Source organism: Maribacter sp. BPC-D8 (genome assembly GCF_035207705.1).
Lineage (GTDB): Bacteria > Bacteroidota > Bacteroidia > Flavobacteriales > Flavobacteriaceae > Maribacter.
The window spans coordinates 891,810-918,770 of the sequence record NZ_CP128187.1; the positions used below are offsets into that span (position 1 = coordinate 891,810).

The window sequence follows — 26,961 nt, forward strand, 5'->3', positions numbered from 1 at the left end:
TTTTTTATTGGTATTTTTGTTAAAGAACTCATAAATAACTCAAAACCAATAAAAATGAAAAACAACTTGTTTTTTCAAGTATTGCTGCTGCTTTTTGTAGGCGCAACCTACGGTCAGGTTACTACCTCTAATATTAGAGGTTTAGTAATGGATGACCAAAATCTACCACTATTTGGCGCAAATATTGTCGCTGTCCACACACCAACAGGTACTAAGTACGGATCAATTACCAATGAAGATGGTAGATTCAACCTTTTAAACCTTCGTGTTGGTGGTCCTTACAAAATTGAAATCTCGTATGTAGGTTTTAAACCTTACGAACTTACCGATGTTAATTTGTCATTAGGGCAAACCTTCAATGTTGATATTAAATTAGCAGGTGAAAGTCAGGCATTAGACGAAGTTACAGTAGTTTCTGATCGTTCGGGTACTTTTAGTAGCGACCGTACTGGTGCAGAAACTAGTGTGGGTAGAAGAGAATTAACACGTCTACCAACTATTTCACGTTCTGCTGCAGATTTTACACGTTTAGAGCCAACGGCAAGTGGTAATTCTTTCGGAGGAAGAAATGATCAGTTTAATAATTTCTCTTTAGATGGTGCTATTTTTAATAATCCTTTCGGATTAGATGCGGCTACACCAGGTGGTCAAACAGATTCTCAACCAATATCGTTAGATGCAATTGAGCAAATTCAAGTATCTACAGCGCCATATGATGTTACGCAATCAGGATTTACGGGAGCTTCTGTAAATGCAGTGACTAAAAGTGGTTCTAACGAATTTCACGGTACAGTATATGGTTTCTTCAGAAATGAAGATATGACCGGTGGTAAAATTAAAGGCGATGAGATTGTAAAGCCTAAATTGGATCAAAGTCAATACGGTGTTAGTATTGGTGGTCCAATAGTAAAAAATAAATTGTTCTTCTTCGCCAACTTTGAAAAAGACGAACGTACAGATTTAGGTACTAATGGTTGGGCGCCTAATACAGGCTCAGGAGCAATAAACGAATCTAGAGTTTTAGAAAGCGATTTAATTAATGTGCAAAATCAATTATTAGCGGCAGGTTATGATCCAGGTGCTTATCAAGGGTTTACACATGATGCTGAATCTACAAAAGGTCTTTTGAAATTAGATTGGAATATTAATGACAATAACCGTTTAGCAGTTATTTATAACTTCTTGAATGCATCTAAACAAAAACCAGCTCACCCAACAGCAATACAGTTTAGAGGTCCGAATGCAAATACATTGCAATTTCAGAATTCAGGATATGAAATAAACAATGAGCTTAAATCTATTCAAGTTGAATTAAACTCAACTTTATCAGAAACCGCTTCTAACAAGTTGCAAGTAGGGTATACTCATTTTAACGATTTTAGAAGTCCGTTTTCTACCCCAGCTCCTTCTATAAATATTACAAAAGATGGTTCTAACTATATAATTGCTGGTCATGAGCCATTTTCAGTAAATAACAAATTAGATCAAAAAGTAATTCAAATTACTAACAACCTTAATTTTTATAAAGGTGATCATACGTATACAGTAGGTTTTTCATTAGAAAAGTTCATGTTCGATAACTCGTTTAACTTAACCGCTTACGGTTTTGATTTATTCGGTGGTGTTGATATTGCAGATTTCGATGCATCAACTTATAATTTCGCCGGTCCACGCGCTACTTTTAACGCTAACAATGCTGTGCCAGATGGTGAAGGTTGGGCTTTAGCTGAAACTAATGTTGGTCAATTAGCATTTTACGTTCAAGATGAGTGGAATGTAAATGAGAAATTTAAATTAACATACGGTGTTCGTTTCGATAAGCCGTTGTTTTTTGATTCAGCAACAAAAGCACAAGATGTAATAGACAGAGGTTTTGTTATTGCAGATCAGCCTTACCAAAATCCAAATACAGGTGAAACGGTTTTTATAGACAACACTCAAATGCCTTCTAATGATTGGTTGATTTCACCAAGAGTAGGTTTTAACTATGATGTTTACGGAGATAGATCATTACAATTACGTGGTGGATCTGGTTTGTTTACAGGTCGTTTCCCGTTCGTATGGTTAGGAAATCAAATTTCATCACCAGATGTATTTTTCTTGCAAGCAGTTGATCCAGACTACAAGTTTCCACAAGTTTGGAGAACTAATTTAGGTGCAGATAAGCGTTTAGATAATGGTATGGTGCTTACGGCAGATTTGTCTTATACTAAAGATATCAATGGTCCGCATGTACAGAACTGGGCATTGACGTCTCCTTCCGGTAATTTATCTGGGGTTGATACAAGAGCCACATATACCGCTGGCGATTTATTAAATAGCTTTGGTTTAGGAGCAGGACCTTACGTTTTTACAAACTCAAATAAGGGTAGAATTTGGAACGCGTCATTAAAAGCTCAAAAGACATTTGATAAAGGTTTGTATGCAATGTTGGCATATAGCTATTTAGATGCTAAAGATGTAAACTCGATTGAAGCGGAGATTACTTCAGATGCTTTTGCGGGTAATCCGGTTATAAACGATGCAAATGCAGATGTTTTGGCTCCTTCTAAATATGGAGATAAGCATAGATTTATTGGTGTAGCTAGTAAAAATTGGGAATACGATAATGGTAAATGGGGAACTACACTTTCTACATTCTTTGAATATGCTCAAGGTGGTAGATTTAATTATACCTATGGTGGTGATATTAATGGTGATGGATCAGGTATTAATGACTTGATTTATGTACCAACATCGGCTGAAATAGGTCAAATGCAATTTGCAGGAGCTGGTCAAGGTGCTGCTTTTGATACTTATATTGCTCAAGATGATTACTTAAGTGATCGTAGAGGGCAATATGCAGAGCGTTACGGAGCTTTAGCACCATGGAGAGGTCGATGGGATGTAAAGTTCTTACAAGATTATAAAATCACGGTATCTGAAGGTAAAACAAATACAATTCAATTTAGTGTTGATGTATTGAATATTGGTAATATGATCAGTTCTGATTGGGGATTGGTGCAACAACCAAACAACATTCAGCCAGTAGGTGTAACTGTTGATCCAGGTACAAGTATACCAACATATACGTTTAGTCCAGAGTTAACTCAAACGTTTGGTTATGATGCTAGTTTGTTATCTAGATGGCAAGCACAAGTAGGATTGAGATATATCTTCTAAGTTTTTAAAATTAAGTTGTAAAAGCCCTAACAAATATGTTAGGGCTTTTTATTTTTGCAAAATGAAATATACGAGGCTAACAAAAGAGCAATTGGAAGAATTGCATCCAGAATTTATTAATTTTCTGGCGACACAATCTATTACGGGTGATGAGTGGGATTCGATAAAAAAAGATAAACCAAAAGTAGCGGAAGAAGAACTAGACGTTTTTAGCGATTTGGTTTGGGAAGGAGTGTTGAGCAAGGTTTCTTATTTAGAGAATATTTCAGATAAGCAAATGCACCTATTTCATTTAACCGATAAAGAGATGAAACTGATATCGGTAAAAGTGATGAACCCAGAAATTGATTTAACTACAGCAGTTGGTTTTGACTGGTTTAAAAGAAACTGGCAATCAGACTTCGTAGAATATTTGACCGCAGCAAAAGCATATACCGATGATAAGAATGTAGATAAGTTTTTGTTGTTACAACAAGGTGCGGTAATTACTAAGGGAGATTTGTACAAGTGGTTCGAAAAAGTAATCGGTACTGCTCAAAACAATTAAAATCTAATATTCATACTATTGAAATATTGCCTTACTTATTTGAAGGCTATATTTGTAATACAATAAAAAATTAATGGCACAGAAACCATCTATACCAAAAGGAACTCGCGATTTTAATCCATCAGAAATAGCAAAGCGTAATTATATTTTTGATATCATAAAAAGGAATTTTCAAACGTATGGCTTTCAGCCAATTGAAACTCCTTCTTTTGAGAATTCAGATACGTTGTTGGGTAAATATGGAGAAGAAGGTGATCGATTAATTTTTAAGATTTTAAATTCTGGCGATTTTATTAGCAAGGTAGATGATGCCACTTATGCTGATAAAAAATCGAACAGTATTGCACCGAAAATTACAGAAAAAGCATTGCGATACGACTTAACAGTGCCGTTTGCACGCTATGTAGTAATGCATCAAAATGAGTTGGATTTTCCTTTTAAACGCTATCAAATTCAACCGGTATGGAGAGCAGATAGACCACAAAAAGGAAGGTTTAGAGAATTTTTTCAATGCGATGCTGATGTCGTAGGGTCAGATTCCTTATTACAAGAAGTAGAATTAATTCAATTGTATGATGCTGTATTTTCCGAATTAAAATTGGAAGGTGCAACCATAAAAATGAACAATAGAAAAATCTTAGCTGGTATAGCAGAAGTTATCGGAGCTAAAGATTTATTGATAGATTTTACCGTAGCACTTGATAAGTTAGATAAAATAGGGGAGGACGGCGTTAAAAAAGAAATGCTTGCTAAAGGAATTTCTGAGGAAGCTATTGAAAAAGCATCTCCATTATTTTTACCTCAAGGTACTAATGAAGAGCAATTAGAGCGTTTAGATGCACTTCTAAAAGATTCTGAAGAAGGTAAAAAAGGATTAGAAGAACTTCGTTTTATTTTAGAAACGATAGCTGTTTTAGGTTTGCAATCTGCTAATTTATCGATTGATGTAACCCTTGCGCGCGGACTAAATTATTACACAGGAGCCATTTTTGAAGTTGCTGCACCAGAAGGTGTGAAAATGGGATCTATAGGTGGTGGCGGTCGCTATGACGACCTTACCGGTATTTTTGGACTTAAGAATGTAAGCGGAGTAGGTATTTCATTTGGTCTAGATCGTATTTATTTGGTTTTGGAAGATTTAAATCTTTTTCCAGAAGCAATAGATAAATCACTTCAAGTATTATGTGTCAATTTTGGAGATAAAGAAGCTATGGCAGCTTTAAAACTGGTAAGTCAGTTACGTAAGTCGGGTGTTAAAGCAGATATTTATCCTTCAAGTGCTAAGATGCAAAAGCAGATGAAATATGCTAATAACCGCAATGTACCTTATGTCATTTTAATAGGGGAGCAAGAGTTGAGCAATAATTCCTTCATCGTTAAAAACATGAACGAAGGCTCACAACAAGAGTATAGTTTAGACAATGTTTCTCAATTTGTTACTTTTTTAAGTTAAGTACTTTAAAATCAGATACTATTTTACTGAGTCATTTTTGATTATATTTGGTTAACCAATCTGGTTGTGCAGTTTTTGATTGTATGATAGAGATGGCGCAAAATCAAAACGAAATCAAGATTTATAATTGAAAATTATGGCGAATAGCAACAAATTATCTGGAAAAAATATACTCATTACCGCTGGTGCTCAGGGAATTGGAGAAGCAATCACCAAGCATTTTATCGACAGTGGCGCCAATGTTGCTATTCATTATTTTTCAAGTGCAGATACTGCAAATGAATTAGTAAAATACGCAATAGATAAGGGTTTAAAGGCAATAGCAATAAGTGGAGACCTAACAAAAGAAGAAGATGCTAATTCATTAGTTGAGAAAACAATTGAAGCTTTAGGAGGTCTTAACGTCTTGATCAATAATGCAGGTTCATTAGTTGCGCGTAAAATGCTAAGCGAAATGGAAACTGAATTTTGGCATAAGGTGATGGATATTAATCTTACATCAATGATGTTCGTAACAAGAGCTGCAGCACCATATTTAGCTAAAAATGAAAATAGTAGCATTGTCAACTTGGCTTCATTGGCAGGACGTAAAGGAGGTCACCCAGGATCTTTGGTTTATTCTACTAGTAAAGGCGCTATTTTAACCTACACTAGGGCACTTGCTTCAGAATTAGGTCCTCAAGGTACAAGAGTAAATGCTGTTGCACCAGGACTGATTTTAGGTACCTCATTTCACAATACACATACAACCAAAGAATCTGCAGCAGAAACTACAAAAGGTATTCCTATTCAAAGAGCGGGTAACGCCGATGATGTAGCTAGAGCTGTGTTGTATTTAGCCTCTGAATATGATGGCTTTATTACTGGAGCTACGCTTGATATCAATGGCGGAGTCTATAACATGTAATATTTCATTAAACTTTAAAGAACGCTAGTTTGTTATTACCAACTAGCGTTTTATTCTCATTTTTTAAAATTAGAACTATGCTTAAGACACCGGTTATTCATCCAACAATTATGGAAGCGCTTGGGCGTTCAGGTCATTTTGCGCAAGTTGTTATTGCAGATGGTAATTTGCCTGTTGGTGCAATGAGCGGTCCGAATTCTACAACAGTACACCTTAATTTTAAACCCGGATTGTTAGATGCACTTACTGTTTTGGAAGGTATTTTAGAAGTTTGCCCGGTACAAGGCGCAATTGTTATGGACAAACCTGCAGAAGCAAACGCTGAAATTCACGATGCCTATAAAAAATTACTTGGCGATGTAACTTGGGATGAAATGGAACGTTGGGCTTTCTATGATAAAATTAGAGATAAAAATACGACCTTAATAATACAGACAGGTGAGCAGCGTCGTTTCGCTAATTTAATCTTAACAGTTGGTGTCGTTAAGATGGCTGAAGAATCCGGATTTTAATTAATTCTTTTTCCTTTCGGAAGTATTACTCTCTAAATGCTATTTAATCTATTTGATATTTCTTCAAGTATAGTTTCATAATAAGAAGTGTCATGAGGTACATAGTTATATGTTGAAACGTCTTTTAACTCAGTGCCGAACTGGTTTTTTGAGACTAATTTCAAGGCTTCGACCTCGCTATCTTGCTTTTGAAGTGCATTAAATGGCAATTTTAGTTCAGCTATAAACGTGTGATGAAACTCATAATCTTTCAAAGTTTCAGAATGATTTTTTATGGATTTAAAAATTCCTATTTTTTCTAAATCTGAAGCGGCTATTGTCAATCCTATTTCTTCTTGTACTTCTCGTAAGGCAGATGTTATAATATTTTCACCAGCGCCAATATGTCCTGCAACAGATATATCCCACAATAACGGATATACATCTTTATTCTTCCCGCGTTGCTGCAGTAAAATTTTTCCATCCGAAGTATAGAACCAAATATGGACCGTTTGGTGAAACCATCCATTTTTATGTGCTTCAGATTTCATGGCAGTCGTAAAAGTCATGTTGCCTTCAGCATCTAAAATGTCAATTAATTCATCCATAGCGCAAAAAAAATCCCTCCGATGAAAGAGGGATTATATAAATTTAATCGAAGTAGCTAAAAGTTTCTCCGTCTTTAATTGTTAAGAGTGTTTCGTAAATTAAACGAATAACGTTTTCCACATCATCTTTATGAACCGTTTCTACAGTTGTATGCATGTAGCGCAATGGTAAAGAAATTAATGCAGAAGCAACGCCGCCATTACTGTAGGCAAAAGCATCTGTATCTGTACCAGTAGATCTAGATGCAGCCATTCTTTGAAATGGTATCTTGTTATCTTCAGCAGTTTTAATGATACGTTCGCGCAATTTGTTTTGAACTGCAGGCGCATAAGAAATAACCGGACCAGCACCAATTTCGGTATGACCTTGTATCGCTTTGTTGATCATTGGTGTAGTAGTGTCGTGACAAACATCTGTTACTATGGCAACATTAGGCTTTATGGTCTGTGTAATCATTTCTGCACCACGTAAACCTATTTCTTCTTGAACAGAGTTGGTAATATAAAGTCCGAATGGCAACTTCACTTTATTTTCATGAAGTAAACGAGCAACTTCAGCAATCATGAATCCACCAGCACGGTTATCTATCGCTCTACAAACATATTTATTCTTGTTAAGAATTTGAAACTCATCTGGGTAAGTAATAACACAACCTACATGAACACCAAGTTTTTCTACTTCTTCTTTATTTGTGGCACCAACATCAACAGTAATATTCTCAATTTTCGGAGTTTCCTCTTTAGGTCCCTTTCTAGTATGTATTGCTGGCCATCCAAAAATACCTTTTACAATACCCTTGCTTGTATGAATATTTACCCATTTAGATGGAGCTATTTGATGATCACTTCCGCCATTTCTAATAACATGAATCAAACCATTATCGGTAATGTAGTTTACATACCAAGAAATTTCATCAGAATGACCTTCAATAACTACTTTGTATTTGGCATCAGGGTTTATAACACCTACAGCAGTACCATATGTATCGGTAATGAATGTATCTACATAAGGTTTTAGGTATTCCATCCATATTTTTTGCCCTTCCCACTCATATCCTGTAGGGGCAGCATTATTCAAGTATTTTTCAAAAAAGTCTTGAGACTTTTTGGTAATTATTTTTTTATCAGTCATCAATGTAAGTTTAAGATACAAACTTAAGAATATTAGCGTTGTATTAATAATAACCTTCTTTAATAATCGTTAATTTTGGCAAGACTTTTGTTTAGCTCATGGTAATGAAATATAACTTTTTACTTCTTTTTTTACTCTTCAGCGGTATTTCTATTTGCAATGCCCAGGTTCCAGAACAAGAACTCGATTCTATTACAGAAAAGATGATTATTGTTGCTGGTGATTCTTTGGTGCAAAGTTCAATTGCCTTAGAAGAGGCTTATGTATTCGGTAAGCTTAAGTTTTCATCTTATGACGATAAATTGCGGTATTACATTTTGCGCAGAAAGACGCAGAAGGTATATCCGTATGCAAAAATGGCTGCTGAACGTCTGGTAGAGTTGAACGATAGTTTAGCTGATATGAAGAATAATAGAAAGCGAAAGAAATACACCAAAAAAGTACAGAAGTTTATTGAAGAGGAGTTTTCTGAAGAATTGAAAAAGTTGACACGTACCGAAGGTCAAATTCTAGTGAAGTTAATTTATAGACAAACTGGTACAACTGCTTTTGACTTGGTTAAAGACTTACGCAATGGCTGGCGCGCCTTTTGGTACAATACTACAGCGAAGCTTTTTAGTATTAGTATAAAGGAAGAATTTCATCCTGATTTAATAGAAGAAGACTATTTAATAGAAGATATATTGCAACGTGCCTTTTCTAAAGGTAAGCTAGAGAGGCAAGAAACCGTTCTTGATTACGATTATGATAAGTTGTATAATAAATGGAAGAGAACAACTAAAGTGCCTAAAGATTAAGATGATTTTGTTTTTTTACCGAACATAGAATCCATTATTGTCGTTATACCTTTAAAGCCTGTTCTAACGGCGAAGAATCCCAGAATTATCCCAACAATACAAACAGGCCAGAATAAAAAGTTCTCTTGATTTTTAAATGCTTGATACAATACTATAGGCGCGGTAAACATTAATACCACTGTTATGGCTAGGCGTTTTAAGCCGGTTACCAGCATGTCTTTATCAGTTCGTCTCATCGTTTGTAATTATTATACTATCCTTGTATTCCTCAATTATTGCAAAATAACCCAAGGCAAAATTATCCGATCTTTCTACATTATCAAAAACCTCGTTATTATCGATGCCTGTAATATTTATAATATTGCCGCGTACTGTTGCTGCTGGCGTTTGAAAGGGACCTTGGTCGCCACCAGACTGAACAATAATTTGGTTCATGTAATTATAAAATGATTCATCTACTCCTAAAAGACTTATATCTACCACTGAGCTTGTATCTATTTCTAAATCATTGTCATAAAAGTATGAAAACACAAAAGTTTGACCTTGGTAAAATTCATCTTCGGTTACCAGAAATTCTCCGAAATCTAAATCTAAAAGATAAAAATCATCACTTTCGTCAGGGTCTGTAAAGGTTACGATAACCTCTGTTTCATCACCTGAAAAAAGTGTTTCGTCACCTTGAACCAGCGAATCTATTGGCACCGATTTTACGTAAGTTGTGGTTGCGAAATAACGCTCTTCTTCTGTTTCTAGAATTAATTGAAACACATCGCCCTCATTAATACTACTAACTCTAATTCGCTGATCACTATCAAAAGAAGGGTCAGGCACCCATTTTCCACTACCAGGTTCAACTTCTGCTAAGTTTGATATACCGCCACCTTCTAATATTTCGGGGGCATCTTCTCTAGGGGTTCCGTAATATATAGTAGCGCTTTTTAATGATGCAATAGTGTTTTCATCAAAGAAAGAACTACTCTCAGAAACCGCTATTTCTATAGGTAGATACTCTTGTGTTTCATCAACTCTAATAACACCGTTTACGATAAGTCTAGTTTCATTTTCAGGGAGCTCTATATCAACAACGTCTTCACAAGAAATGAAAGACGTAATAGTTAGCAATAATAACAAATAACGTTTCATAGCTTATAATTTAAAGTTATAGGTAACAGCAGGCACAACACCAAAAATAGAAGTACGAACAGCTTCGTTGACACCGGTATCATCATTTTGTCTAAAGCTAATAGAGGCTGCATTTCTTCTGTTATAAACATTGTAAAGGCTAAATACCCATTCTCCTTTTATTTTCTTATTCTTATTCTTTCTTGGTGTTAATGTTGCGGACAAATCAAGACGATTATACGCTGGTAGCCTTTGGGTGTTTCGAAGACCATAATAGGGCACCGTTAAATCTTGAAATTCAAATTGACCTATTGGGTAGTTGGTCGGTTGCCCTGTTTGGTAGGTGAAGTTACTGCTGACACTCCATTTTTCATTTACATCATAATTTACGAACAAAGACACATCATGTGTTTTGTCGTAAGGGGTGTTATACCAATTGCCAAAATTAATACCTGATTCTAAATTACTTCGGCCGTCATCTGCGGTAGAAGCTCTACCAGGGGTGCGTTGCTCAGATTTAGATAATGTATATGCTAACCAACCTTGTAATTTACCTTCGTTTTTACGTAACAAAAACTCCAAACCGTAAGCACGAGCTTCTCCATTTAAAATTACTTGCTCTATGGCATTGTTCGCAATTAAATTAGCACCATCGATATAATCTATTCTATTTTGAACATCTTTATAGAAAACCTCCGTTTCAACCGAGTAATCTCCATCCTTTAAATTTTTAAAGTATCCGAAGGCATACTGATCTAATAATTGAGGTTTCGTAAACGGTCCGCTTGGTGTCCAAACATCTAAAGGAGTAGGGGAGCTTGTGTTTGAAAGTAGGTGTAAATACTGAGCTAATCTTGTATAACTAGCTTTTATAGAACTGGTCTCGTTTAAGGTGTAAGATAAAGATGCTCTCGGTTCAAAATTACTAAAGTTCGATATTGTGGTTCCTCTGCCAGGGTTTATAACATCAATAGGTTCTGCTTCTTTATAAATCAGCAAAAAAGGATCGAAATCAACAGGATTGTTATTGGTATAGACGTTCAGTTCATCTTGACCAAGTCTCATAAAGTGGCTAAAGCGTAAACCGTAACCCAGGCTTAAATTATCGGTAACTCGGTGTTCAAAATCTACATAGGCTGCAAATTCGTTGGCGTATTTTTGAATTAGTTGTTCTTCGACAATTCCTGATTCTGCATTACTTGGTTCTATTTTACCTGGATTAAATTGATAGTACACATTATTGACTCCGTAATTTACCTGTAACTTATCGGTAGCATAATGTTTTAGATCGTATTTGATATTGAAATTACGGATGCCTGAATTCCAGTTGAATCCTACGAAATCTAATTTCAATCCGTAATAGTAATCAGAGTAAATCAGTGATAGGTTTGAGAAAAGCTTATTAGAGAATAAATGGTTCCATCTAAAGTTACCAACGGTATTACCGTAAGTATTGACAAAGCTATCATTGATGCCAAATACATCTCTACCGAAATAACCAGATAGAAAAATATTGTTTTTATCGTTTAATCTATAATTCAGCTTAGTGTTTAGATCATAGAAATAAGCTGTATTATCAACATCAAAAAGGGGTAGAAAAAGATGTGCGTACGAAGCTCTACCGCCAATAAGAAAAGCAGCTTTATCTTTCTTTATAGGACCTTCGATTAAAAGTCTACTCGCTACGGCACCAATACCACCATTCATTTTAAACTCCTTACTATTTCCCTCTTTTTGAAAAATATCTAGAACAGAAGAAACTCTACCACCGTAACGAGCTGGAATACCACCTTTGTAGAGTTTTACATCTTTTATAGCATCAGGATTAAACACGGAAAAGAATCCGAATAAGTGTGATGAATTAAAGATAATAGCCTCATCTAAAAGAATTAGATTTTGATCTGCAGCACCACCACGAACATTAAAGCCAGAAGCACCTTCACCTGCATTTGTAACCCCCGGAAGCAATAGAATAGATTTAATAACATCAGCTTCACCAAGAATTACCGGTATTTTTTTTATGGTACCAACCGATAGTGTATTGACGCTCATTTGTGGTTTTCTGATATCCATCTTTTCCACATTTTCGGTAACGACAACTTCTTCTAGCTGTTCAGCTTCTTCTTCAAGTAAATAATCAATACGCTTATTTTCGGTAAGGATTATTTCTTGTAGAACATCTTCAAAACCTAAATAACTAATTAGAATCGTATACGTGCCTTCGGGTAATGTAATGGAGTAAAAACCATACTCATTTGTAGTGACACCAGTGCTTAATTCAGGTATGGCAACGGTAACTCCGATAAGCGTTTCGTTACTGCTAGATTCAGCTATTGAACCACTTAACGTATATTTTTGTTGCCCCCATGATGAAAAAGAGAAGCATAACAGCGAGATAAGAATAAATGGTAAATATCCTTTCATCAATTTTTTTTGTAAAAATACTTAGAAATAGGAGATACTCCTACAACTAATTATAAGTCAAAAAAAATACCCTCAACTTTCGTTGAGGGTATTTTTTAATTCAATTTATATAATTAAATGGAGTTTAATATACCATTTAAAGTTGTACTTGGTCTCATAGCTTTTTCAACTAGAATAGGATCTGGTTTGTAATAACCGCCAATGTCTTGTTTAGAACCTTGAGCGTCGATTAATTCAGTAAGAATCTGAGATTCATTTTCATTAATTTCAGTACTTACTTTTGAAAATATCGCTTTCAATTCAGTGCTGTCATCTTGCAATGCTAATGCTTCTGCCCAATATTTAGCTAAAAAGAAATGACTACCTCTTGTATCTATTTCTTTTACCTTTCTAGAAGGTGATTTATCATTTAGTAAAAATTTCTCAGTTGCACTGTCTAATGTATCCCCAAGAATTTTAGCAGCTGCATTTGAATTTTTCTCACCGTAGAATTCTAACGAAACTCCTAGCGCTAAAAACTCACCTAAAGAATCCCATCTAAGGTGACCTTCTTCTAAAAATTGCTCTACATGTTTTGGAGCAGAACCACCCGCACCAGTTTCAAAAAGTCCGCCACCATTCATTAAAGGAACGATCGACAACATTTTTGCACTAGTACCTACTTCTAAAATAGGAAATAAGTCAGTTAGGTAATCACGTAATACGTTACCAGATACAGAAATAGTATCCTTACCGGCTTTCATTCTTTTTAAAGTAAACTCAGTAGCCTTAAGAGGTGACATTATTTGAATGTCTAAGCCTTTAGTATCTTCTTGGGCTAAGTAAGTGTTTACTTTTTTGATTAGCTCGGCATCATGTGCTCTATTTTTATCTAACCAAAATATAGTAGGGTCATTAGTAGCCTTAGCTCTTGATACTGCTAATTTTACCCAGTCTTGAATAGGAGCGTCTTTTACTTGGCACATACGCCAAATATCACCCTCGCTTACTGGGTGCTCAATTAAAACCTTGCCTGTTTCTTGGTCAATAACTTGAACTTTTCCGCTTTTTTTAATTTCAAAAGTCTTATCATGAGATCCGTATTCCTCAGCTTTTTGAGCCATAAGACCAACATTTGGTACCGTACCCATAGTTGTAGGGTCAAAAGCACCGTGTTCTTTACAGAAATCTATAGTAGCTGAGTAAATACCAGCATAGCTGCTATCTGGTATAACAGCTTTTGTATCTTGAGCTTTTCCTTCTTTATTCCACATTTGACCTGAATTTCTGATCATTGCAGGCATAGAAGCATCAATAATAATATCGCTAGGTACGTGAAGGTTGGTAATTCCTTTATCAGAATTTACCATAGCCAAATCAGGTCCGTTCGCAAGTGCTTCATCTAAATCTTTTTTGATAGCATCTTTTTCGCTCGCAGGAAGTTCTTCAATTTTTTGATATAAACTAGCTAAACCATCATTAGGGCTAATACCTAATTTATCAAATGTATCAGCATATTTGTCAAAAACGGACTTCAAGAAAGTTTCAACAACTAGTCCAAATATAATTGGATCAGAAACTTTCATCATTGTAGCTTTTAAATGCACAGAGAAAAGAACTCCTTTGTCTTTGGCATCTTTGATTTCTTTTCTTAAGAAATCAAGTAAAGCTGTTTTGCTCAATACAGTGGCGTCAATAATTTCACCCTTTAATAAAGCTAATTTGTCTTTTAAGATAGTTTCAGAGTCTTCTGAAACTAATTTTATTTGAACAGATGTGGCATCATTCAATGTTAATGATTTCTCATTAGCTTGAAAATCACCGTCACCCATCGTAGCTACATGAGTTTTAGAGCTAGAGCTCCAAGCACCCATACTGTGCGGATTTTGTTTTGCGTAATTCTTTACAGCTCTAGGCGCTCTACGGTCAGAGTTACCTTCTCGTAGTACCGGGTTTACTGCACTACCTTTTATTTTATCGTATTTCGCCTTAATTTCTTTCTCCTCATCGTTCTTAGGCTCATCTGGGTAGCTAGGTAATTTATAACCTTTAGACTGTAATTCTTTTATAGCTTCGTTCAATTGAGGAACAGAAGCACTGATGTTAGGTAATTTGATAATGTTCGCTTCAGGCTGTTTAGCCATATTCCCCAATTCTTCCAAATCGTTGGACACCTGTTGTTCTTTCGTTAAAAACTCGGGAAAAGTAGCGGCTATTCTACCAGCTAAAGAGATATCTTTAGTTTCAATTTCAATTCCTGAAGATTTAGTGAACGCTTTTACAATCGGTAAAAAAGACACTGTAGCCAATGCAGGCGCTTCGTCTGTTTTGGTATAAAAAATTTTGGACATTTGCGGTTTGTTTTAATTTAAGCGGAACAAATATACGATTTTCTAAAAGTTTGAAAGCGGGGAGTGGGCTTTATATTTAAGACTAAGAAGGAAGATTTGTTAAATAACAAAAGCCATATCAATGTACGCATACAATGATATGGCTTTTTAGAAAAAGTTTACGGACAGTTTGTTTTAATTTTTCATTAAAACGGCAACCCTTGATTGCACCCGCTTCACTAATTCAACGTTTAAAATGTTTTTCGATTCTCAAGTACGTAACCTAACATCTACACATCATTTCTTTTTTGTTGTCTTCATCGAAGATTAAAAACCTAGTATATAGTTTTTTTAAAATTCAATTAACTTTAAGTTTTAAGAGCGACAGCTAATAAGCTTAAAATTTACCTCATTTAATTATCATTAAATGAATCGGTCAAACAGCAATACGATAGAACGTAAACTTCGTAATGGCGAAAAAATGAATATTTTCTAATTTCTATTTCTTAACCACACTCTAATTTACAAAAAAAAGTAATTCAAACCTTATTTTTGTAAACTTTTATTAATCAACACATTATGAACATGGGTTATTAACTTTTGTTCATAAAAAAAGCACCGGATCAAAATGAAACGGTGCTTTGTAATATTTAGGAAGAGAAATTTATCCTCTTATCTCTTTAATTCTAGCTTTCTTACCAGTTAATTCACGGAAGTAGTAAATTCTAGATCTACGTACTTTACCACGTTTGTTAACTTCAATTTTTTGAAGTGCAGGTAAGTTAATTGGGAAGATACGCTCAACACCAACAGTACCTGACATTTTACGGATAGTAAAAGTTTCTGTTGAACCAGAACCTCTACGTTGTATTACAACTCCTTTAAAGAACTGAGTTCTCGTTTTTTCACCTTCCTTAATTTCGTAGTACACAGTAATTGTGTCACCAGAAGAAAATTTTGGAAATTCTTTTTTAGTTACGAACTCGTCTTGTACAAATTTTATTAATGATTCCATTGTATAGTTAATTGGAATTAAATTAAAGCAACATTCACGATTATCGTCAGAGGTTGTTCTAACAGGGTGCAAAAATAATATTTAAATTAAAACACACAAGCATTTATGTGGTTTTTCTTTAATATTCAAAATTAGACTACTCAAGTAAGTCCGGACGCAGTTTTTCTGTACGCTCGTACGCCTTATCTTCTCGCCATTCTTCAATCTTTCCGAAATTGCCACTTAATAGAATATCGGGCACATTCATACCTTTGTATTCCGCAGGTCTCGTATACACAGGCGGTGCTAATAATCCGTCTTGGAAAGTATCTGTTAGGGCAGAAGTTTCATCGTTCAATACTCCTGGTAATAATCTAATAATAGAATCGCAAAGTACTGCTGCACCTAACTCTCCGCCAGAAAGCACATAATCACCAATGGATATTTCTTTGGTAATAAAAGCATCTCTAACACGTTGGTCAACACCTTTATAATGACCACAGAGAATAATGATGTTTTCTGCCAATGACATGGTATTAGCCATTTTTTGGTTTAATGTTGTGCCATCGGGAGTCATATATATAACCTCGTCATATTCGCGTTGCGATTTTAGATCAGTTATACATTTGTCTATTGGTTCTATCATGAGCACCATTCCGGCTCCGCCGCCAAATTGATAATCATCAACATTTCGGTATTTCGTTTCGGTATAATCTCTAAGATTGTGAAAGTGTACTTCTACCAATCCTTTTTCTATAGCTCTCTTTAATATAGAAGCTTCAAAGGGGCTGGTAAGTAACTCTGGTAATACGGTAATAATATCTATTCGCATCTTTTGAATTTGCATCATCATTTAACCTGCCAAAAGTAATGAAAAGCGTGGTAATCTTTCGCCCATCCTAATTTCTCATATAATTTTTGCGCCGGATTGTCAATGGCGGTTTCTAATGCGAGTCCTTTGAAATTATTCTTCTTGCAAAATTCTTGTGCTTTCAGCAGTAATTGTTCTCCAACAGACGCTCCTCGGTAATTAGCATCAACAAACAAATCATTTAGAACAAGAGATTTTTGTAGGTTGACAGAAGAGAAGGTGTAATACAGTTGTACAAAACCGATAGCCTTGTTGCCTTCATATGCCGCGAATATGATAGATTCTTCTTTTGTAATTCTCTCATTTAAAAATTTGGCGGCAGCATCGGTATCTGATTCCATCTTATAAAATACCCGGTACCCATCGAAAAGAGGAATGATATCAGTAATATCGGTTGTTGTAATTCTACGTATACTTTTCATATCAAAAAAAAGCTCCGTTAAGGAGCTTTTAATTATTTAGTTTTCTTCTGTTTATTTATCTCATCTTGTAGTTGCCTACTGACTTTTTGCTCGCGCTCTAGGGATCTTCTTCTGTGATCTTCGTATTCAACCTCTAGCTCAGAAAGATTTTGTTTCGCTTCTTGAGTCAAAATATTACTATTTCTAAACTTATAGATGAATAAGCCTAGTGTTAGAAACAGTCCGCCAATAATCATCCAAAGAACAAAATTATATGTTCCTTTAGAAACGGGTAAACCTAGAAAAAACATACTATCTTTTTCTTCGGTTACTGCACCTAAATTAGTTGTCGTTTCCTCTAACTTATTATTTAAGGAAGTAATAGTAGTTTCATGTTCAGCAATTGTCGACTTAAGCTCGCCTGTTTTTTTATTCATGGCAGCGATAGAATCTAAAACATTCTTACGAATCTTAAAAAGATTGGTTTCTTTTACCACTTCATATCTAATACCGTCAGCTCTATAATTACCTGAACGCTTGGCAATAAAATCGAATTGATTACTAATAGGACCTTCGTCTAAAGACAGTTTATCATCCTCTTCTTCAGTGTCTTGAGCAAATTGTACATTACTAGCTAAAAGCAATGCCAGTAGTAAAAGTATTCTATAGAATTTCATGTAATAGATTCTTAGGTTAATTTGAATAATTTAGAGTTGACTAAAGTACTTTATAATTGTCGAATTATAAAATAAAGAACAAAGCTAAAAAACCTTTATTTAACTACGTAGCATATTGATAAATAGATGTCATAATTTTTAAAAATTAATAATAAGTAAAACGACGAACTTTGGCAATATACTTTGCTAGGCGAATTACCTGATGTGAATAGCCATATTCGTTATCATACCAGATGTACAGAATAATGTTTTTACCGCTTTCTGATACAATTGTCGCCATACTATCATAAATAGATGGGGCAGAGGTGCCAACGATATCTGATGATACCAATTCCTTATCTAACGAATATTTTATTTGCTCTACCAAGTCTCCTTCAAGAGCGTATTTTTTAATCATGCTGTTCACACCTTCAAGAGATGTTTTTTGGTTTACATCAAGATTTAAAATAGCTAAAGAACCATTAGGTACTGGAACTCGAATAGCGTTAGATGTCAATTTACCTTTTAAAGACGGTAAAGCTTTTGTTACAGCTTTTCCTGCTCCGGTCTCAGTAATTACCATATTTAGAGCAGCTGCGCGACCTCTTCGGTATTTACTATGCATGTTATCGACCAAATTTTGGTCATTAGTGTATGCGTGTATAGTTTCTAGGTGACCTTTTTCGATTCCTAAAGTTTCTTCAATAGCTTTTAGAATAGGAGTGATGGCATTTGTGGTACATGAGGCAGCTGAAAATATTTCAGTTTCATCAGGACTGTATTCTAAATGGTTTACACCATGTACAATGTTCGCAACTTCTTTACCTGGTGCCGTTAATAGTACTTTTGATGCTCCTTTTGCTTGTAAGTGTCTTTCTAATTGTTCTTTAGTTCTAAATGCGCCGGTATTGTCAATAACCAAGGCATCTTTAATTCCGTATTCGGTATAGTCAATTTCTTCTGGCATGTTCGCATAGATAACATGTACCGTAGTGCCGTTTATAATAAGTTTAAGGTTCGCATAATCTACTTTTACCGTACCGTTAAAAATACCATGAACAGAATCTGTTCTTAATAAACTGGCTCTTTTTTCAAGATTTTCAATACTTGGTTTGCCTCTTACTACAATTGCTCTTAATCGTAATTGATTTCCTTTACCGGTTTTAGACATTAACTCTCTGGCAACTAATCTGCCAATACGTCCAAATCCGTATAACACAACATCTTTCGGTTCAATGCTTTTAAAATCTTGTGCAGATTGTAATTTATCAATTACAAAAGATTTTACATTGTTTAAGATGTTGGTGTCAGAATGGTATTCATACGTTAATTTACCAATATCTAATTTAGAAGGTGGTAAAAGCATGTCTGAGATAGCGCGTAAAATTTCAACCGAATCAAAAATTGATATTGGTTTTTGTACAAATTCACCAGCATACTCATGTAAATGAATAATGTCACTTACATTTTTGTCAATAACCTGATTTTTAAAAAGGACAATTTCAATAGATTTATCATACCATAAATCACTTACGATTTTGATAAATTCAGTCGTAGCCTTTCTACGGTCTGCTTGAAATGCCAGCTCTTTTTCAAATGTGGTCTGTGGAGCCATAATTAGTTGATTATTTTTATAATTCGCACAAAACTAGAAAAATTAACCACTTAAAATAAATATTTTTCAAAAAAAAGCCTTCGTTTTTGCGAAGGCCGTATTTTTTAAACTTTATTTTATTGAAAGATTAATCGATCTCGCTCTCCGTTTGAACCTACCATGACGATAACTGTTTTTCCATATTTAGAAATACTACCAAACGCAGTATAGGCATCGTCAATATTTCCTATTTCATGATCGTCTACCTTAATAATTACTTTTTCAGATAAACCATAACCTCTGTATCTTTCAGGCACACCAGTGATTTTTACTCCCGATGTTGTTTTGTACACCTTCTTGTCATGTTCGGTAAGGTTTCTTACTTCCAAGCCCATTTCAGGTACAACCAAGGCTTGTCTTTCTTTTAAAACTAACGGTAGCGTTAGTAGTTCTTTGTCTCTATCAATAACAAAAGCTAAAGTATCTCCAGGTCTTTTTGTGGAAAGATATCCAGTTAAATCAGGATATTTATGCACATCTATTTCGTCGACTTTTTTAATAATATCACCGACAACAATTCCCGCTTCTTGTGCGGCAGACTCTTCTTCAACCAATTCTATAAATACGCCGTCAATATTATTGATTCCTTTTTCAATAGCATCCCTGGTGTTTACTGGCGCAGGACTTATGCCCATAAATCCTTTCTGAACATTGCCGTATTCCAAAATATCTTGAACTACTTTTTTGGCAATATTACTAGGTACGGCAAAAGAATATCCAACATAAGATCCAGTTTGTGATGTAATCGCAGTGTTTATACCTACTAAATCTCCGTTAGTATTAACTAGTGCACCACCTGAGTTACCTGGGTTTACAGCAGCATCAGTTTGTATAAAAGATTGATTTTTACCAAGATTACGTGCTTTGGCACTAACAATACCAGCAGTTACGGTTGATGTAAGGTTGAACGGGTTTCCTACTGCTAATACCCATTCGCCAATTTTGGTATGATCAGAATCGCCAAAGGCTAAATAAGGCAGCTTTTCATCTGGGTCAATCTTTATAAGTGCAATGTCAGAATTTGGATCGGTACCAATAAGCTCTGCATTATACGTTCTGTTATTGTTTAAGGTTACTTGTAATTGAGTGGCTTTATTAATTACATGATTGTTGGTTACGATATATCCATCAGATGAAATGATGACTCCCGATCCGGTACCGACTTGTGGTACGGCAGTTCTACCTGTACCATAAAAAACGTCAAATATAGTTGTGGGTCCTTTGCTAAGGGTAATGTTTTTAACGTGTACTACCGCATTAACTGTATTTTCTGCAGCAGTTGTAAAATCAACTTCATTTATACCTGCACCTCTTGCAGATGTTGGGGTATAGCTAGCATTTATAACACCATCATTATTTTCTTGACTAATAATGGTGAAATTTTCTTTCTCGAAAAACAGTTTGTAAGCACCCAATGTAATTGCACCAGCAAAAACAGATACGAACAAGAGACTTGCTAATCTTTTCATATTCATTAAAGTTTTAACGTATTCTGCACAAAATTACTCGTTTTTATGCTATTCCATAAGCGTTTAACTACTTTTTAACTACCAATGAAAACCTAATTATGTGCTATCTTTGAGTCTTTATTATCTCATGGAAAACACATTTTATAAATATCAAGGTACAGGTAACGATTTTGTGATGATAGACAATCGCAATGGGCAATTTCCAAAAGGCGATACCAAATTAATCGCCAAAATCTGTCATAGGAGATTCGGAGTGGGTTCTGACGGACTTATTTTGTTAGAGAATGACGAGGCTACCGACTTTAGAATGGTCTATTTTAATGCAGATGGAAATGAAGGGAGTATGTGTGGAAACGGCGGTAGATGTATCGTTGCTTTTGCTCATTTTCTTAGCATAATTAAGAAGGATACTACATTTATAGCTGTAGATGGTTTGCACGAAGCAACAATTGTTGGTGCTATTGTAAGTCTCAAAATGACAGATGTTAGTGAGGTAAAAGAGAAATCTAGTGCACTTTTTATGAATACGGGTTCGCCACATCATGTTCAAATGGTGAAGGAATTAAAGTCTTTTGATGTTGTCAAAGAAGGGGCGCGCATGCGTTATGGTATTTACGGAGAAAAAGGGAGTAATATTAATTTTGTAGAAGCCAATGCTGAAGGCGGATTTGATATTAGAACTTACGAACGTGGTGTTGAAGATGAAACCTTATCATGTGGTACAGGGGTAACGGCAGTTGCTTTGAGTATGTATCATTTAGGTAATACTAAAAATAAAACTATTGCAGTAAATGCACTTGGGGGTAATCTTGAAGTAACTTTTGAAGAAGATCAAGGGGTTTATAGTAATATCTATTTAAAAGGTGAAGCAAAACAAGTATATAAAGGAGAGCTAACGTGGTAACATTAAAAGGAAAGCAGATTTATCTAAGGGCTTTAGAACAAAAAGACCTCGATTTTCTGTACGCACTTGAGAATGATACTGATGTTTGGGAAGTAAGCGGCACGGTAACGCCATTTTCTAAAGATGTGCTGCAGCTGTATCTAGATAGTGCTCATCGAGATATTTATGATGTCAAGCAATTGCGTTTGGTTATCTGTTCGCAAGAGGACCAAGCTCTAGGTTTAATTGATGTTTTTGATTTTGAACCTAATCATAAGCGTGCGGGTATTGGTATTATTATACTAGATAAAAATCAAAGAAATAAAGGAGTAGGGGCAGAAGCAATAACATTGCTGTGTACTTACTTGTTTGAAGTTTTGGGTTTAAGGCAGGTTTATGCCAATATTTTAGAGGAAAATGCGCCAAGCTTGCATTTGTTTAAAAAGTTAGGTTTTCAAGAAATTGGAATGAAGAAAGATTGGGTACGTTTTAAGGATACCTATAAGAATGAAATATTATTGCAAAAAATAAATAGTTAATGAACATCAAGCGTATTTTATTAGGTGTAGTGCTTTTAGGTTTAATTGGAGGTGGAATTTTTGGGTACACATTTTATGGTACTTTTTTTACTCCGAATACAAATTTTGATAATGAAGAGGCAGTTGTATATATTCCTACCGGTGCAACAATAGATAATTTAAAAGATCAGCTTTCTTCTGTATTAGAAGATTTTGATTCATTTGAGGCTGCTGCAGATAGAAAAGGATATTTATCCAACATAAAAGCGGGAAAATATAAGATAGGTAAAGGAATGAATAACAATGAGATAGTAAACTCATTGCGAAGCGGGAATATACCGGTAAAAGTATCATTCAATAATCAAGAAAGTATTAATGATCTGGCAGGTAGAATTGCAAGTCAGATCGAAGCTGATAGCATATCGCTCGTTGCGGCGTTCGATGATTTAGAGTTCTTGAAGGCTAACGGATTTGATGATGCCAATAAAATATCGCTTTACATACCTAATAGTTATGAATTCTTTTGGAACACATCTGTAGAATCTTTTAGAGGTAAAATGTTGAAAGAATATAATCGTTTCTGGACTGATACTCGTAAAGAGAAGGCAAGTGCACTTGGTTTAAAGCCGAATGAAGTAATTGCTTTAGCATCAATTGTGCATAAAGAAACGGCAAAGGTAGATGAAAGACCTACTGTTGCTGGGGTGTATTTAAATAGATTGAGAAAGGGGATGTTATTACAGGCGGATCCTACTGTTATTTACGCCATAAAGAAAGAGACCGGCAATTTCGATACCGTTATAAAAAGAGTATTGTATAAAGATTTAGAAATGGATTCTCCTTACAATACTTACAAATATGCAGGTCTACCGCCGGGACCAATTGCAATGCCTGATATTACGGCTATAGATGCTGTTTTGAACCCGAAAAAGCATAATTACTACTACTTTGTAGCAAATGTTGAAAAGTTCGGTTATCATATGTTTGCAGAGAATTTAACGCAGCACAACCGAAATAAAGCACAGTACATCCGATGGATTAATGCTCAGAAAATCAATAGGTAAGCTTTCATCCGAATTTTAGAACTTCTTAACTAAATCTGTATTCTTTTAACAGAACCTTCTTAAACTCTTATAATTTCAGGTCTACCTTTGCCGCAGAAATTTAAGCAAGCAAATAGTAATCGCTGTAAGTCTTAAGAAATATATGATATGAGAAGATGGATATTAGCAAGTTGTCCTCTTATTGCGATTTTTATTTTATCTGGTTATGGGTTTAAATCTTTTACGGTTGAAGTGCCTAAGCAGTTAAAAGTGAAGGAATCTTTTATGGTTTCTTATCCTCAAGAAGAGGCTATATTGGCAAATTATCAAATCGCTCCCCCCTTTCTTGGTAGTCAATTTATAGGTTTTAAAGAAGCGTTAGCTTTTAAAGAATCTCAAGGCAATTATTTTGTCACTAATACTTACGGGTATTTGGGAAAATATCAATTTGGTCTAGGTACGCTAGAGCTAGTTGGTGTTTATGACGGTAATCGTTTTTTAAGAAATCCTGTGTTACAAGAAAAAGTATTTCAAGTTAACACATCTCGAAACAAGTGGATTTTAAGAAGAGATATTAAGCGTTATGTAGGTATTAGAATGAATGGTATTCAGGTAACGGAATCTGGTATTCTAGCTGCAGCACATTTAGCCGGACCAGGTAACGTAAAACTATATCTAAGGTCTCACGGTCGAATGGAGATTTCAGATGGTTACGGTACTAGTATTTCAAACTATATGAAAAAATTTGCGGGTTATGATACTTCTATGGTAGAGGCAAAACGAAATCCGAGAATTTAAGAATTTAAGTAGATATGAAAATAGGAAACCTTGGCATTTGTTTGTCAAGGTTTTTTTTATGCCTGAATAATAAAAATAGCAGGTCTTTTATGTAGATCTACATTTTCATTTTTCCAATTTATAGCAGTTTTTGTTTTAATGTATTCGGTTGTCAATGTAATATCTGCTGCCACACAAATTCTTGTGCTCGGAGCTAAAGTTTTAATAAGCTCTTCTAGCATTTTATTGTTGCGGTACGGAGTCTCTATAAAAACCTGCGACTGGTTATCTTCTTTTGATTTACGTTCTAGGTTTTTAATGTATTTTTTTCGCTCAGAACCATCAATAGGTAGGTAGCCATTAAAAGCAAAGTTTTGACCGTTCATGCCACTTGCCATTAATGCTAAAAGAATAGAAGATGGCCCAACTAACGGAACAACCTGAATATTCTTATCATGGGCTATTTTAACTACAGCGGCACCAGGATCTGCAATTCCTGGGCAACCGGCTTCAGAAAGTATACCTACATCAAAACCTTCTAAACAAGGGTTTAGAAAACTAGGAATCTCTGCTGCTTCGGTAAACTTGTTTAATGCAAAAAGCTTTAAGCTAGGCTGAGATTTTCTAGGACTTATTTTTTTTATGAAATGGCGAGCGGTTTTTTCGTTTTCAACGATGTAGTGGTCTAATTTCTCAATCGTTTGCTTAATTGAAATTGGTAAAACCTCTAAAGGTGGCATATCACCTAATGTTGTAGGTATTAAATATACTTTTCCTATTTTTCCGTTTTGTACGCTCATCTATTTGCTTTGTAATCTTGCGGCTATGCTATCGCAAGCTTGGTCAATCATTTGAAAAACATGTTCAAATCCGTCTTCAGCATCATAATATGGATCAGGAACTTCTTTGTCTGTAGAACTTATTTCATTTAAAATAAGCTTCACTTTTTTTGCATCATCATTATTTCTTGCGAGACCTATGATATTGGTGTAGTTACTTTTGTCCATTGCATAAATGAGGTCAAAAGAATCGAAATCAGAAACGGTAAATTTTCTACAAACTTGAGCGCTTATGTCTAAGCCGTGCTCATGCGCTACCTTAATTGATCTCGGGTCAGGGGCATTGCCTATATGGTAACCGCCGGTGCCTGCCGAATCAACATAAATTTTGGTAGCATCAACTTTACTTTTTAGAATGCCCTCTGCTAATGGAGACCTGCATATATTACCTAGGCAAACCATCAACACCTTCATGCAACGTAAGTTTTAAGAAAATTTCTTAGTTAAGTCATCTATGTATTTGCGAAACTGCTTATCGGTTTCGGCAAGATTATCAACAGTTTTACATGCGTGTAAAACAGTAGCGTGATCTCTTTTGCCAATTTGTGAACCAATACTGGCTAATGAAGCTTTGGTGAACTTCTTCGCAAAGAACATAGCTAATTGTCTTGCTTGTACAATATGTCTTTTTCTAGTTTTAGACTGTAAAGTAGCCACATCCATTTCAAAGTAATCAGAAACTACTTTTTGTATGTAGTCAATAGAAACTTCGCGTTTGGTATTCTTCACGAACTTTTCTACAACCTGTTGTGCAAGCTCAATAGTAACTTCTCTTTTGTTCAAGGTAGACTGTGCGATTAAAGAAATAATGGCACCTTCTAGTTCTCTAATATTTGTTTTAATATGTTTAGCAACATATTCTATAATGTCTTCAGGTATTTCAACACCATCTCTATATAACTTGTTCTTTAGGATAGAGATTCTAGTTTCATAATCAGGACTCTGTAATTCTGCCGATAATCCCCATTTGAAACGAGAAAGTAAACGTTGTTCGATATCCTGCATATCTACAGGCGCTTTATCTGAAGTCAGTATTACTTGTTTTCCATTTTGATGTAAATGATTGAAAATATGGAAGAATACATCTTGCGTACCAGATTTACCTGATAAGAATTGTACATCGTCAATAATCAATACATCTATTAATTGGTAGAAATGAATAAAATCATTTCTGGTATTTTTCTTAACAGACTCTATATACTGTTGCGTAAATTTCTCTGCAGAAATATATAAAACGGTACGTTCAGGATATTTATCTTTTATTTCAACACCAATAGCATGAGCTAAGTGTGTTTTACCAAGACCAACACCACCGAAAACTAATAACGGATTAAAAGATGTACCACCAGGTTTGTTAGCTACCGCCATACCGGCAGATCTTGCTAAACGGTTAGAATCACCTTCTAAAAAGTTATCAAAATTATAATTAGGATTTAACTGAGATTCTATCTTGATATTTCTAATGCCTGGAATAACAAACGGATTACGTAATTCAGGATTTTTAGATTTGATAGGAACATCCATTTCTTGAGCTGCCATGGCGCCTCTGTTTGAACTCGGAATCTTTTCAGTAAAAGGTTCTTTATTTCCGTAGGTGTTTTCCATTCTAATCATGTACACCAACTTTGCAGATTCTCCCAATTCTTTAGTAAGAGCAACTTTCAAAAGTTTAACATAATGTTCTTCTAGCCACTCGTAAAAAAATTTACTTGGTACTTGAATACTTAATGCGTTCTCAGATAGTTTTACCGGTTTAATCGGCTCAAACCAAGTCTTGAATGCCTGCGGTTGGATATTATCCTTAATAAAACCCAAACAGTTTTTCCATACGGAATTTGCAGTAACACTCATAATAAATTTTATACTTTTAATGGTTAGCGTTGAGCTATAGGCGATTATAAAAA

The 26,961-nt window shown here is 35.0% G+C and carries 25 protein-coding genes; 10 read left to right on the forward strand and 15 right to left on the reverse strand.

Annotated elements, in window-relative coordinates; translation table 11 throughout:
* Positions 1–54: 54 nt before the first annotated feature.
* The 5 genes from QSV08_RS03905 to QSV08_RS03925 all read left to right on the forward strand — a co-directional run bounded on the left by QSV08_RS03905 (position 55) and on the right by QSV08_RS03925 (position 6,581).
* Positions 55–3,162 (forward strand): TonB-dependent receptor, encoded by a 3,108-nt coding sequence (locus QSV08_RS03905; protein WP_324026759.1) that lies wholly within the window; start codon positions 55–57, stop codon positions 3,160–3,162.
* A 61-nt stretch (positions 3,163–3,223) separates the two neighbouring features.
* Positions 3,224–3,709 carry a DUF6495 family protein gene (locus QSV08_RS03910; RefSeq protein WP_324026760.1) on the forward strand — a complete coding sequence of 162 codons (486 nt, stop codon included), beginning with the start codon at positions 3,224–3,226 and terminating at the stop codon, positions 3,707–3,709.
* A gap of 73 nt (positions 3,710–3,782) precedes the next feature.
* Positions 3,783–5,162 carry a histidine--tRNA ligase gene (gene hisS, locus QSV08_RS03915; RefSeq protein WP_324026762.1) on the forward strand — a complete coding sequence of 460 codons (1,380 nt, stop codon included), beginning with the start codon at positions 3,783–3,785 and terminating at the stop codon, positions 5,160–5,162.
* A gap of 136 nt (positions 5,163–5,298) precedes the next feature.
* Positions 5,299–6,069, forward strand: coding sequence for an SDR family NAD(P)-dependent oxidoreductase (locus tag QSV08_RS03920; RefSeq protein ID WP_324026763.1), 771 nt, complete (start codon positions 5,299–5,301; stop codon positions 6,067–6,069).
* A 77-nt stretch (positions 6,070–6,146) separates the two neighbouring features.
* Positions 6,147–6,581, forward strand: coding sequence for an RbsD/FucU family protein (locus tag QSV08_RS03925; RefSeq protein WP_324026765.1), 435 nt, complete (start codon positions 6,147–6,149; stop codon positions 6,579–6,581).
* Positions 6,582–6,613: 32 nt separating this feature from the next.
* Here QSV08_RS03925 and QSV08_RS03930 read toward each other — a convergent pair whose 3' ends face one another.
* Positions 6,614–7,168 (reverse strand): NUDIX hydrolase, encoded by a 555-nt coding sequence (locus tag QSV08_RS03930; RefSeq protein ID WP_324026767.1) that lies wholly within the window; start codon positions 7,166–7,168, stop codon positions 6,614–6,616.
* Positions 7,169–7,211: 43 nt separating this feature from the next.
* On the reverse strand, positions 7,212–8,300 hold the full coding sequence (locus tag QSV08_RS03935; RefSeq protein ID WP_324026769.1) for a M42 family metallopeptidase: 1,089 nt from the start codon (positions 8,298–8,300) through the stop codon (positions 7,212–7,214).
* Between the two features lie 104 nt (positions 8,301–8,404).
* Between QSV08_RS03935 and QSV08_RS03940 the strand changes: the two genes are divergently transcribed.
* Positions 8,405–9,097, forward strand: a complete 693-nt coding sequence (locus tag QSV08_RS03940) for a DUF4294 domain-containing protein (protein WP_324026771.1) — start codon at positions 8,405–8,407, stop codon at positions 9,095–9,097.
* Here the strand turns inward: QSV08_RS03940 and QSV08_RS03945 are convergent.
* The 10 genes from QSV08_RS03945 to QSV08_RS03990 form a co-directional block, all read right to left on the reverse strand.
* The gene (locus tag QSV08_RS03945) at positions 9,094–9,333 is read right to left on the reverse strand and encodes a DUF6095 family protein (protein ID WP_324026773.1); all 240 of its coding nucleotides are present in this window, start codon (positions 9,331–9,333) and stop codon (positions 9,094–9,096) included. The genes QSV08_RS03940 and QSV08_RS03945 overlap by 4 nt on opposite strands.
* On the reverse strand, positions 9,320–10,240 hold the full coding sequence (locus tag QSV08_RS03950) for a DUF4249 family protein (RefSeq protein WP_324026775.1): 921 nt from the start codon (positions 10,238–10,240) through the stop codon (positions 9,320–9,322). The genes QSV08_RS03945 and QSV08_RS03950 overlap by 14 nt, the downstream gene beginning before the upstream one ends.
* Before the next feature lie 3 nt (positions 10,241–10,243).
* Positions 10,244–12,643 (reverse strand): TonB-dependent receptor, encoded by a 2,400-nt coding sequence (locus QSV08_RS03955; RefSeq protein WP_324026777.1) that lies wholly within the window; start codon positions 12,641–12,643, stop codon positions 10,244–10,246.
* A 113-nt stretch (positions 12,644–12,756) separates the two neighbouring features.
* Positions 12,757–14,973, reverse strand: coding sequence for an NADP-dependent isocitrate dehydrogenase (locus QSV08_RS03960; protein WP_324026779.1), 2,217 nt, complete (start codon positions 14,971–14,973; stop codon positions 12,757–12,759).
* A 643-nt stretch (positions 14,974–15,616) separates the two neighbouring features.
* Positions 15,617–15,967 (reverse strand): 50S ribosomal protein L19, encoded by a 351-nt coding sequence (gene rplS / locus QSV08_RS03965; RefSeq protein WP_027067287.1) that lies wholly within the window; start codon positions 15,965–15,967, stop codon positions 15,617–15,619.
* A 136-nt stretch (positions 15,968–16,103) separates the two neighbouring features.
* The gene (trmD, locus tag QSV08_RS03970) at positions 16,104–16,778 is read right to left on the reverse strand and encodes a tRNA (guanosine(37)-N1)-methyltransferase TrmD (RefSeq protein ID WP_324026781.1); all 675 of its coding nucleotides are present in this window, start codon (positions 16,776–16,778) and stop codon (positions 16,104–16,106) included.
* A 17-nt stretch (positions 16,779–16,795) separates the two neighbouring features.
* Positions 16,796–17,239: a GNAT family N-acetyltransferase gene (locus QSV08_RS03975; RefSeq protein ID WP_324026783.1), complete on the reverse strand. Its 444-nt coding sequence runs from the start codon at positions 17,237–17,239 to the stop codon at positions 16,796–16,798.
* Between the two features lie 32 nt (positions 17,240–17,271).
* A complete protein-coding gene (locus QSV08_RS03980; RefSeq protein ID WP_324026785.1) occupies positions 17,272–17,895 on the reverse strand; it encodes a tRNA (guanine-N1)-methyltransferase in 624 nt (207 codons plus the stop codon).
* 145 nt (positions 17,896–18,040) lie between these two features.
* On the reverse strand, positions 18,041–19,489 hold the full coding sequence (locus tag QSV08_RS03985) for a glyceraldehyde-3-phosphate dehydrogenase (protein WP_324026787.1): 1,449 nt from the start codon (positions 19,487–19,489) through the stop codon (positions 18,041–18,043).
* 116 nt (positions 19,490–19,605) lie between these two features.
* Complete coding sequence (locus tag QSV08_RS03990; RefSeq protein WP_324026789.1) at positions 19,606–20,997, reverse strand: S1C family serine protease; 1,392 nt, start codon at positions 20,995–20,997, stop codon at positions 19,606–19,608.
* Positions 20,998–21,124: 127 nt separating this feature from the next.
* On the opposite strand from QSV08_RS03990, the gene dapF reads away from it, so the two are divergent.
* The 4 genes from dapF (at position 21,125) to QSV08_RS04010 (ending at position 24,239) form a co-directional block, all read left to right on the forward strand.
* Entirely contained in the window at positions 21,125–21,901 is a 777-nt protein-coding gene (gene dapF, locus QSV08_RS03995) for a diaminopimelate epimerase (RefSeq protein WP_324026791.1), read from the forward strand.
* Positions 21,895–22,419 carry a GNAT family N-acetyltransferase gene (locus tag QSV08_RS04000; RefSeq protein WP_324026793.1) on the forward strand — a complete coding sequence of 175 codons (525 nt, stop codon included), beginning with the start codon at positions 21,895–21,897 and terminating at the stop codon, positions 22,417–22,419. The genes dapF and QSV08_RS04000 overlap by 7 nt, the downstream gene beginning before the upstream one ends.
* Positions 22,419–23,462 carry an endolytic transglycosylase MltG gene (gene mltG / locus QSV08_RS04005; protein ID WP_324026795.1) on the forward strand — a complete coding sequence of 348 codons (1,044 nt, stop codon included), beginning with the start codon at positions 22,419–22,421 and terminating at the stop codon, positions 23,460–23,462. The genes QSV08_RS04000 and mltG overlap by 1 nt, the downstream gene beginning before the upstream one ends.
* Positions 23,463–23,609: 147 nt before the next feature.
* Positions 23,610–24,239 carry a hypothetical protein gene (locus QSV08_RS04010; protein WP_324026796.1) on the forward strand — a complete coding sequence of 210 codons (630 nt, stop codon included), beginning with the start codon at positions 23,610–23,612 and terminating at the stop codon, positions 24,237–24,239.
* A 56-nt stretch (positions 24,240–24,295) separates the two neighbouring features.
* Here the strand turns inward: QSV08_RS04010 and QSV08_RS04015 are convergent, their stop codons facing one another.
* From QSV08_RS04015 to dnaA, 3 genes are read right to left on the reverse strand one after another with little or no spacing between them, the layout of a single operon-like run.
* Positions 24,296–25,018 (reverse strand): SAM-dependent methyltransferase, encoded by a 723-nt coding sequence (locus tag QSV08_RS04015; protein ID WP_324026797.1) that lies wholly within the window; start codon positions 25,016–25,018, stop codon positions 24,296–24,298.
* Positions 25,019–25,471, reverse strand: a complete 453-nt coding sequence (locus QSV08_RS04020) for a low molecular weight protein-tyrosine-phosphatase (RefSeq protein WP_324026799.1) — start codon at positions 25,469–25,471, stop codon at positions 25,019–25,021. It lies immediately after the preceding gene.
* Between the two features lie 12 nt (positions 25,472–25,483).
* A complete protein-coding gene (gene dnaA / locus QSV08_RS04025) occupies positions 25,484–26,908 on the reverse strand; it encodes a chromosomal replication initiator protein DnaA (protein WP_324026801.1) in 1,425 nt (474 codons plus the stop codon).
* Positions 26,909–26,961: the final 53 nt, after the last annotated feature.

Coding starts and splice junctions, on each gene's coding strand:
- QSV08_RS03975 (WP_324026783.1), bottom strand. CDS start 17,239: ATGAAAAGTATACGTAGAATTACAACAACCGATATTACTGATATCATT.
- QSV08_RS03955 (WP_324026777.1), bottom strand. CDS start 12,643: ATGAAAGGATATTTACCATTTATTCTTATCTCGCTGTTATGCTTCTCT.
- QSV08_RS03930 (WP_324026767.1), bottom strand. CDS start 7,168: ATGGATGAATTAATTGACATTTTAGATGCTGAAGGCAACATGACTTTT.
- dapF (WP_324026791.1), top strand. CDS start 21,125: ATGGAAAACACATTTTATAAATATCAAGGTACAGGTAACGATTTTGTG.
- QSV08_RS03935 (WP_324026769.1), bottom strand. CDS start 8,300: ATGACTGATAAAAAAATAATTACCAAAAAGTCTCAAGACTTTTTTGAA.
- QSV08_RS03990 (WP_324026789.1), bottom strand. CDS start 20,997: ATGAAAAGATTAGCAAGTCTCTTGTTCGTATCTGTTTTTGCTGGTGCA.
- QSV08_RS04015 (WP_324026797.1), bottom strand. CDS start 25,018: ATGAGCGTACAAAACGGAAAAATAGGAAAAGTATATTTAATACCTACA.
- rplS (WP_027067287.1), bottom strand. CDS start 15,967: ATGGAATCATTAATAAAATTTGTACAAGACGAGTTCGTAACTAAAAAA.
- dnaA (WP_324026801.1), bottom strand. CDS start 26,908: ATGAGTGTTACTGCAAATTCCGTATGGAAAAACTGTTTGGGTTTTATT.
- QSV08_RS03950 (WP_324026775.1), bottom strand. CDS start 10,240: ATGAAACGTTATTTGTTATTATTGCTAACTATTACGTCTTTCATTTCT.
- QSV08_RS04010 (WP_324026796.1), top strand. CDS start 23,610: ATGAGAAGATGGATATTAGCAAGTTGTCCTCTTATTGCGATTTTTATT.
- QSV08_RS03940 (WP_324026771.1), top strand. CDS start 8,405: ATGAAATATAACTTTTTACTTCTTTTTTTACTCTTCAGCGGTATTTCT.
- QSV08_RS03985 (WP_324026787.1), bottom strand. CDS start 19,489: ATGGCTCCACAGACCACATTTGAAAAAGAGCTGGCATTTCAAGCAGAC.
- hisS (WP_324026762.1), top strand. CDS start 3,783: ATGGCACAGAAACCATCTATACCAAAAGGAACTCGCGATTTTAATCCA.
- QSV08_RS03920 (WP_324026763.1), top strand. CDS start 5,299: ATGGCGAATAGCAACAAATTATCTGGAAAAAATATACTCATTACCGCT.
- QSV08_RS03905 (WP_324026759.1), top strand. CDS start 55: ATGAAAAACAACTTGTTTTTTCAAGTATTGCTGCTGCTTTTTGTAGGC.
- QSV08_RS03925 (WP_324026765.1), top strand. CDS start 6,147: ATGCTTAAGACACCGGTTATTCATCCAACAATTATGGAAGCGCTTGGG.
- mltG (WP_324026795.1), top strand. CDS start 22,419: ATGAACATCAAGCGTATTTTATTAGGTGTAGTGCTTTTAGGTTTAATT.
- QSV08_RS03980 (WP_324026785.1), bottom strand. CDS start 17,895: ATGAAATTCTATAGAATACTTTTACTACTGGCATTGCTTTTAGCTAGT.
- QSV08_RS03910 (WP_324026760.1), top strand. CDS start 3,224: ATGAAATATACGAGGCTAACAAAAGAGCAATTGGAAGAATTGCATCCA.
- QSV08_RS03945 (WP_324026773.1), bottom strand. CDS start 9,333: ATGAGACGAACTGATAAAGACATGCTGGTAACCGGCTTAAAACGCCTA.
- QSV08_RS03960 (WP_324026779.1), bottom strand. CDS start 14,973: ATGTCCAAAATTTTTTATACCAAAACAGACGAAGCGCCTGCATTGGCT.
- QSV08_RS04020 (WP_324026799.1), bottom strand. CDS start 25,471: ATGAAGGTGTTGATGGTTTGCCTAGGTAATATATGCAGGTCTCCATTA.
- trmD (WP_324026781.1), bottom strand. CDS start 16,778: ATGCGAATAGATATTATTACCGTATTACCAGAGTTACTTACCAGCCCC.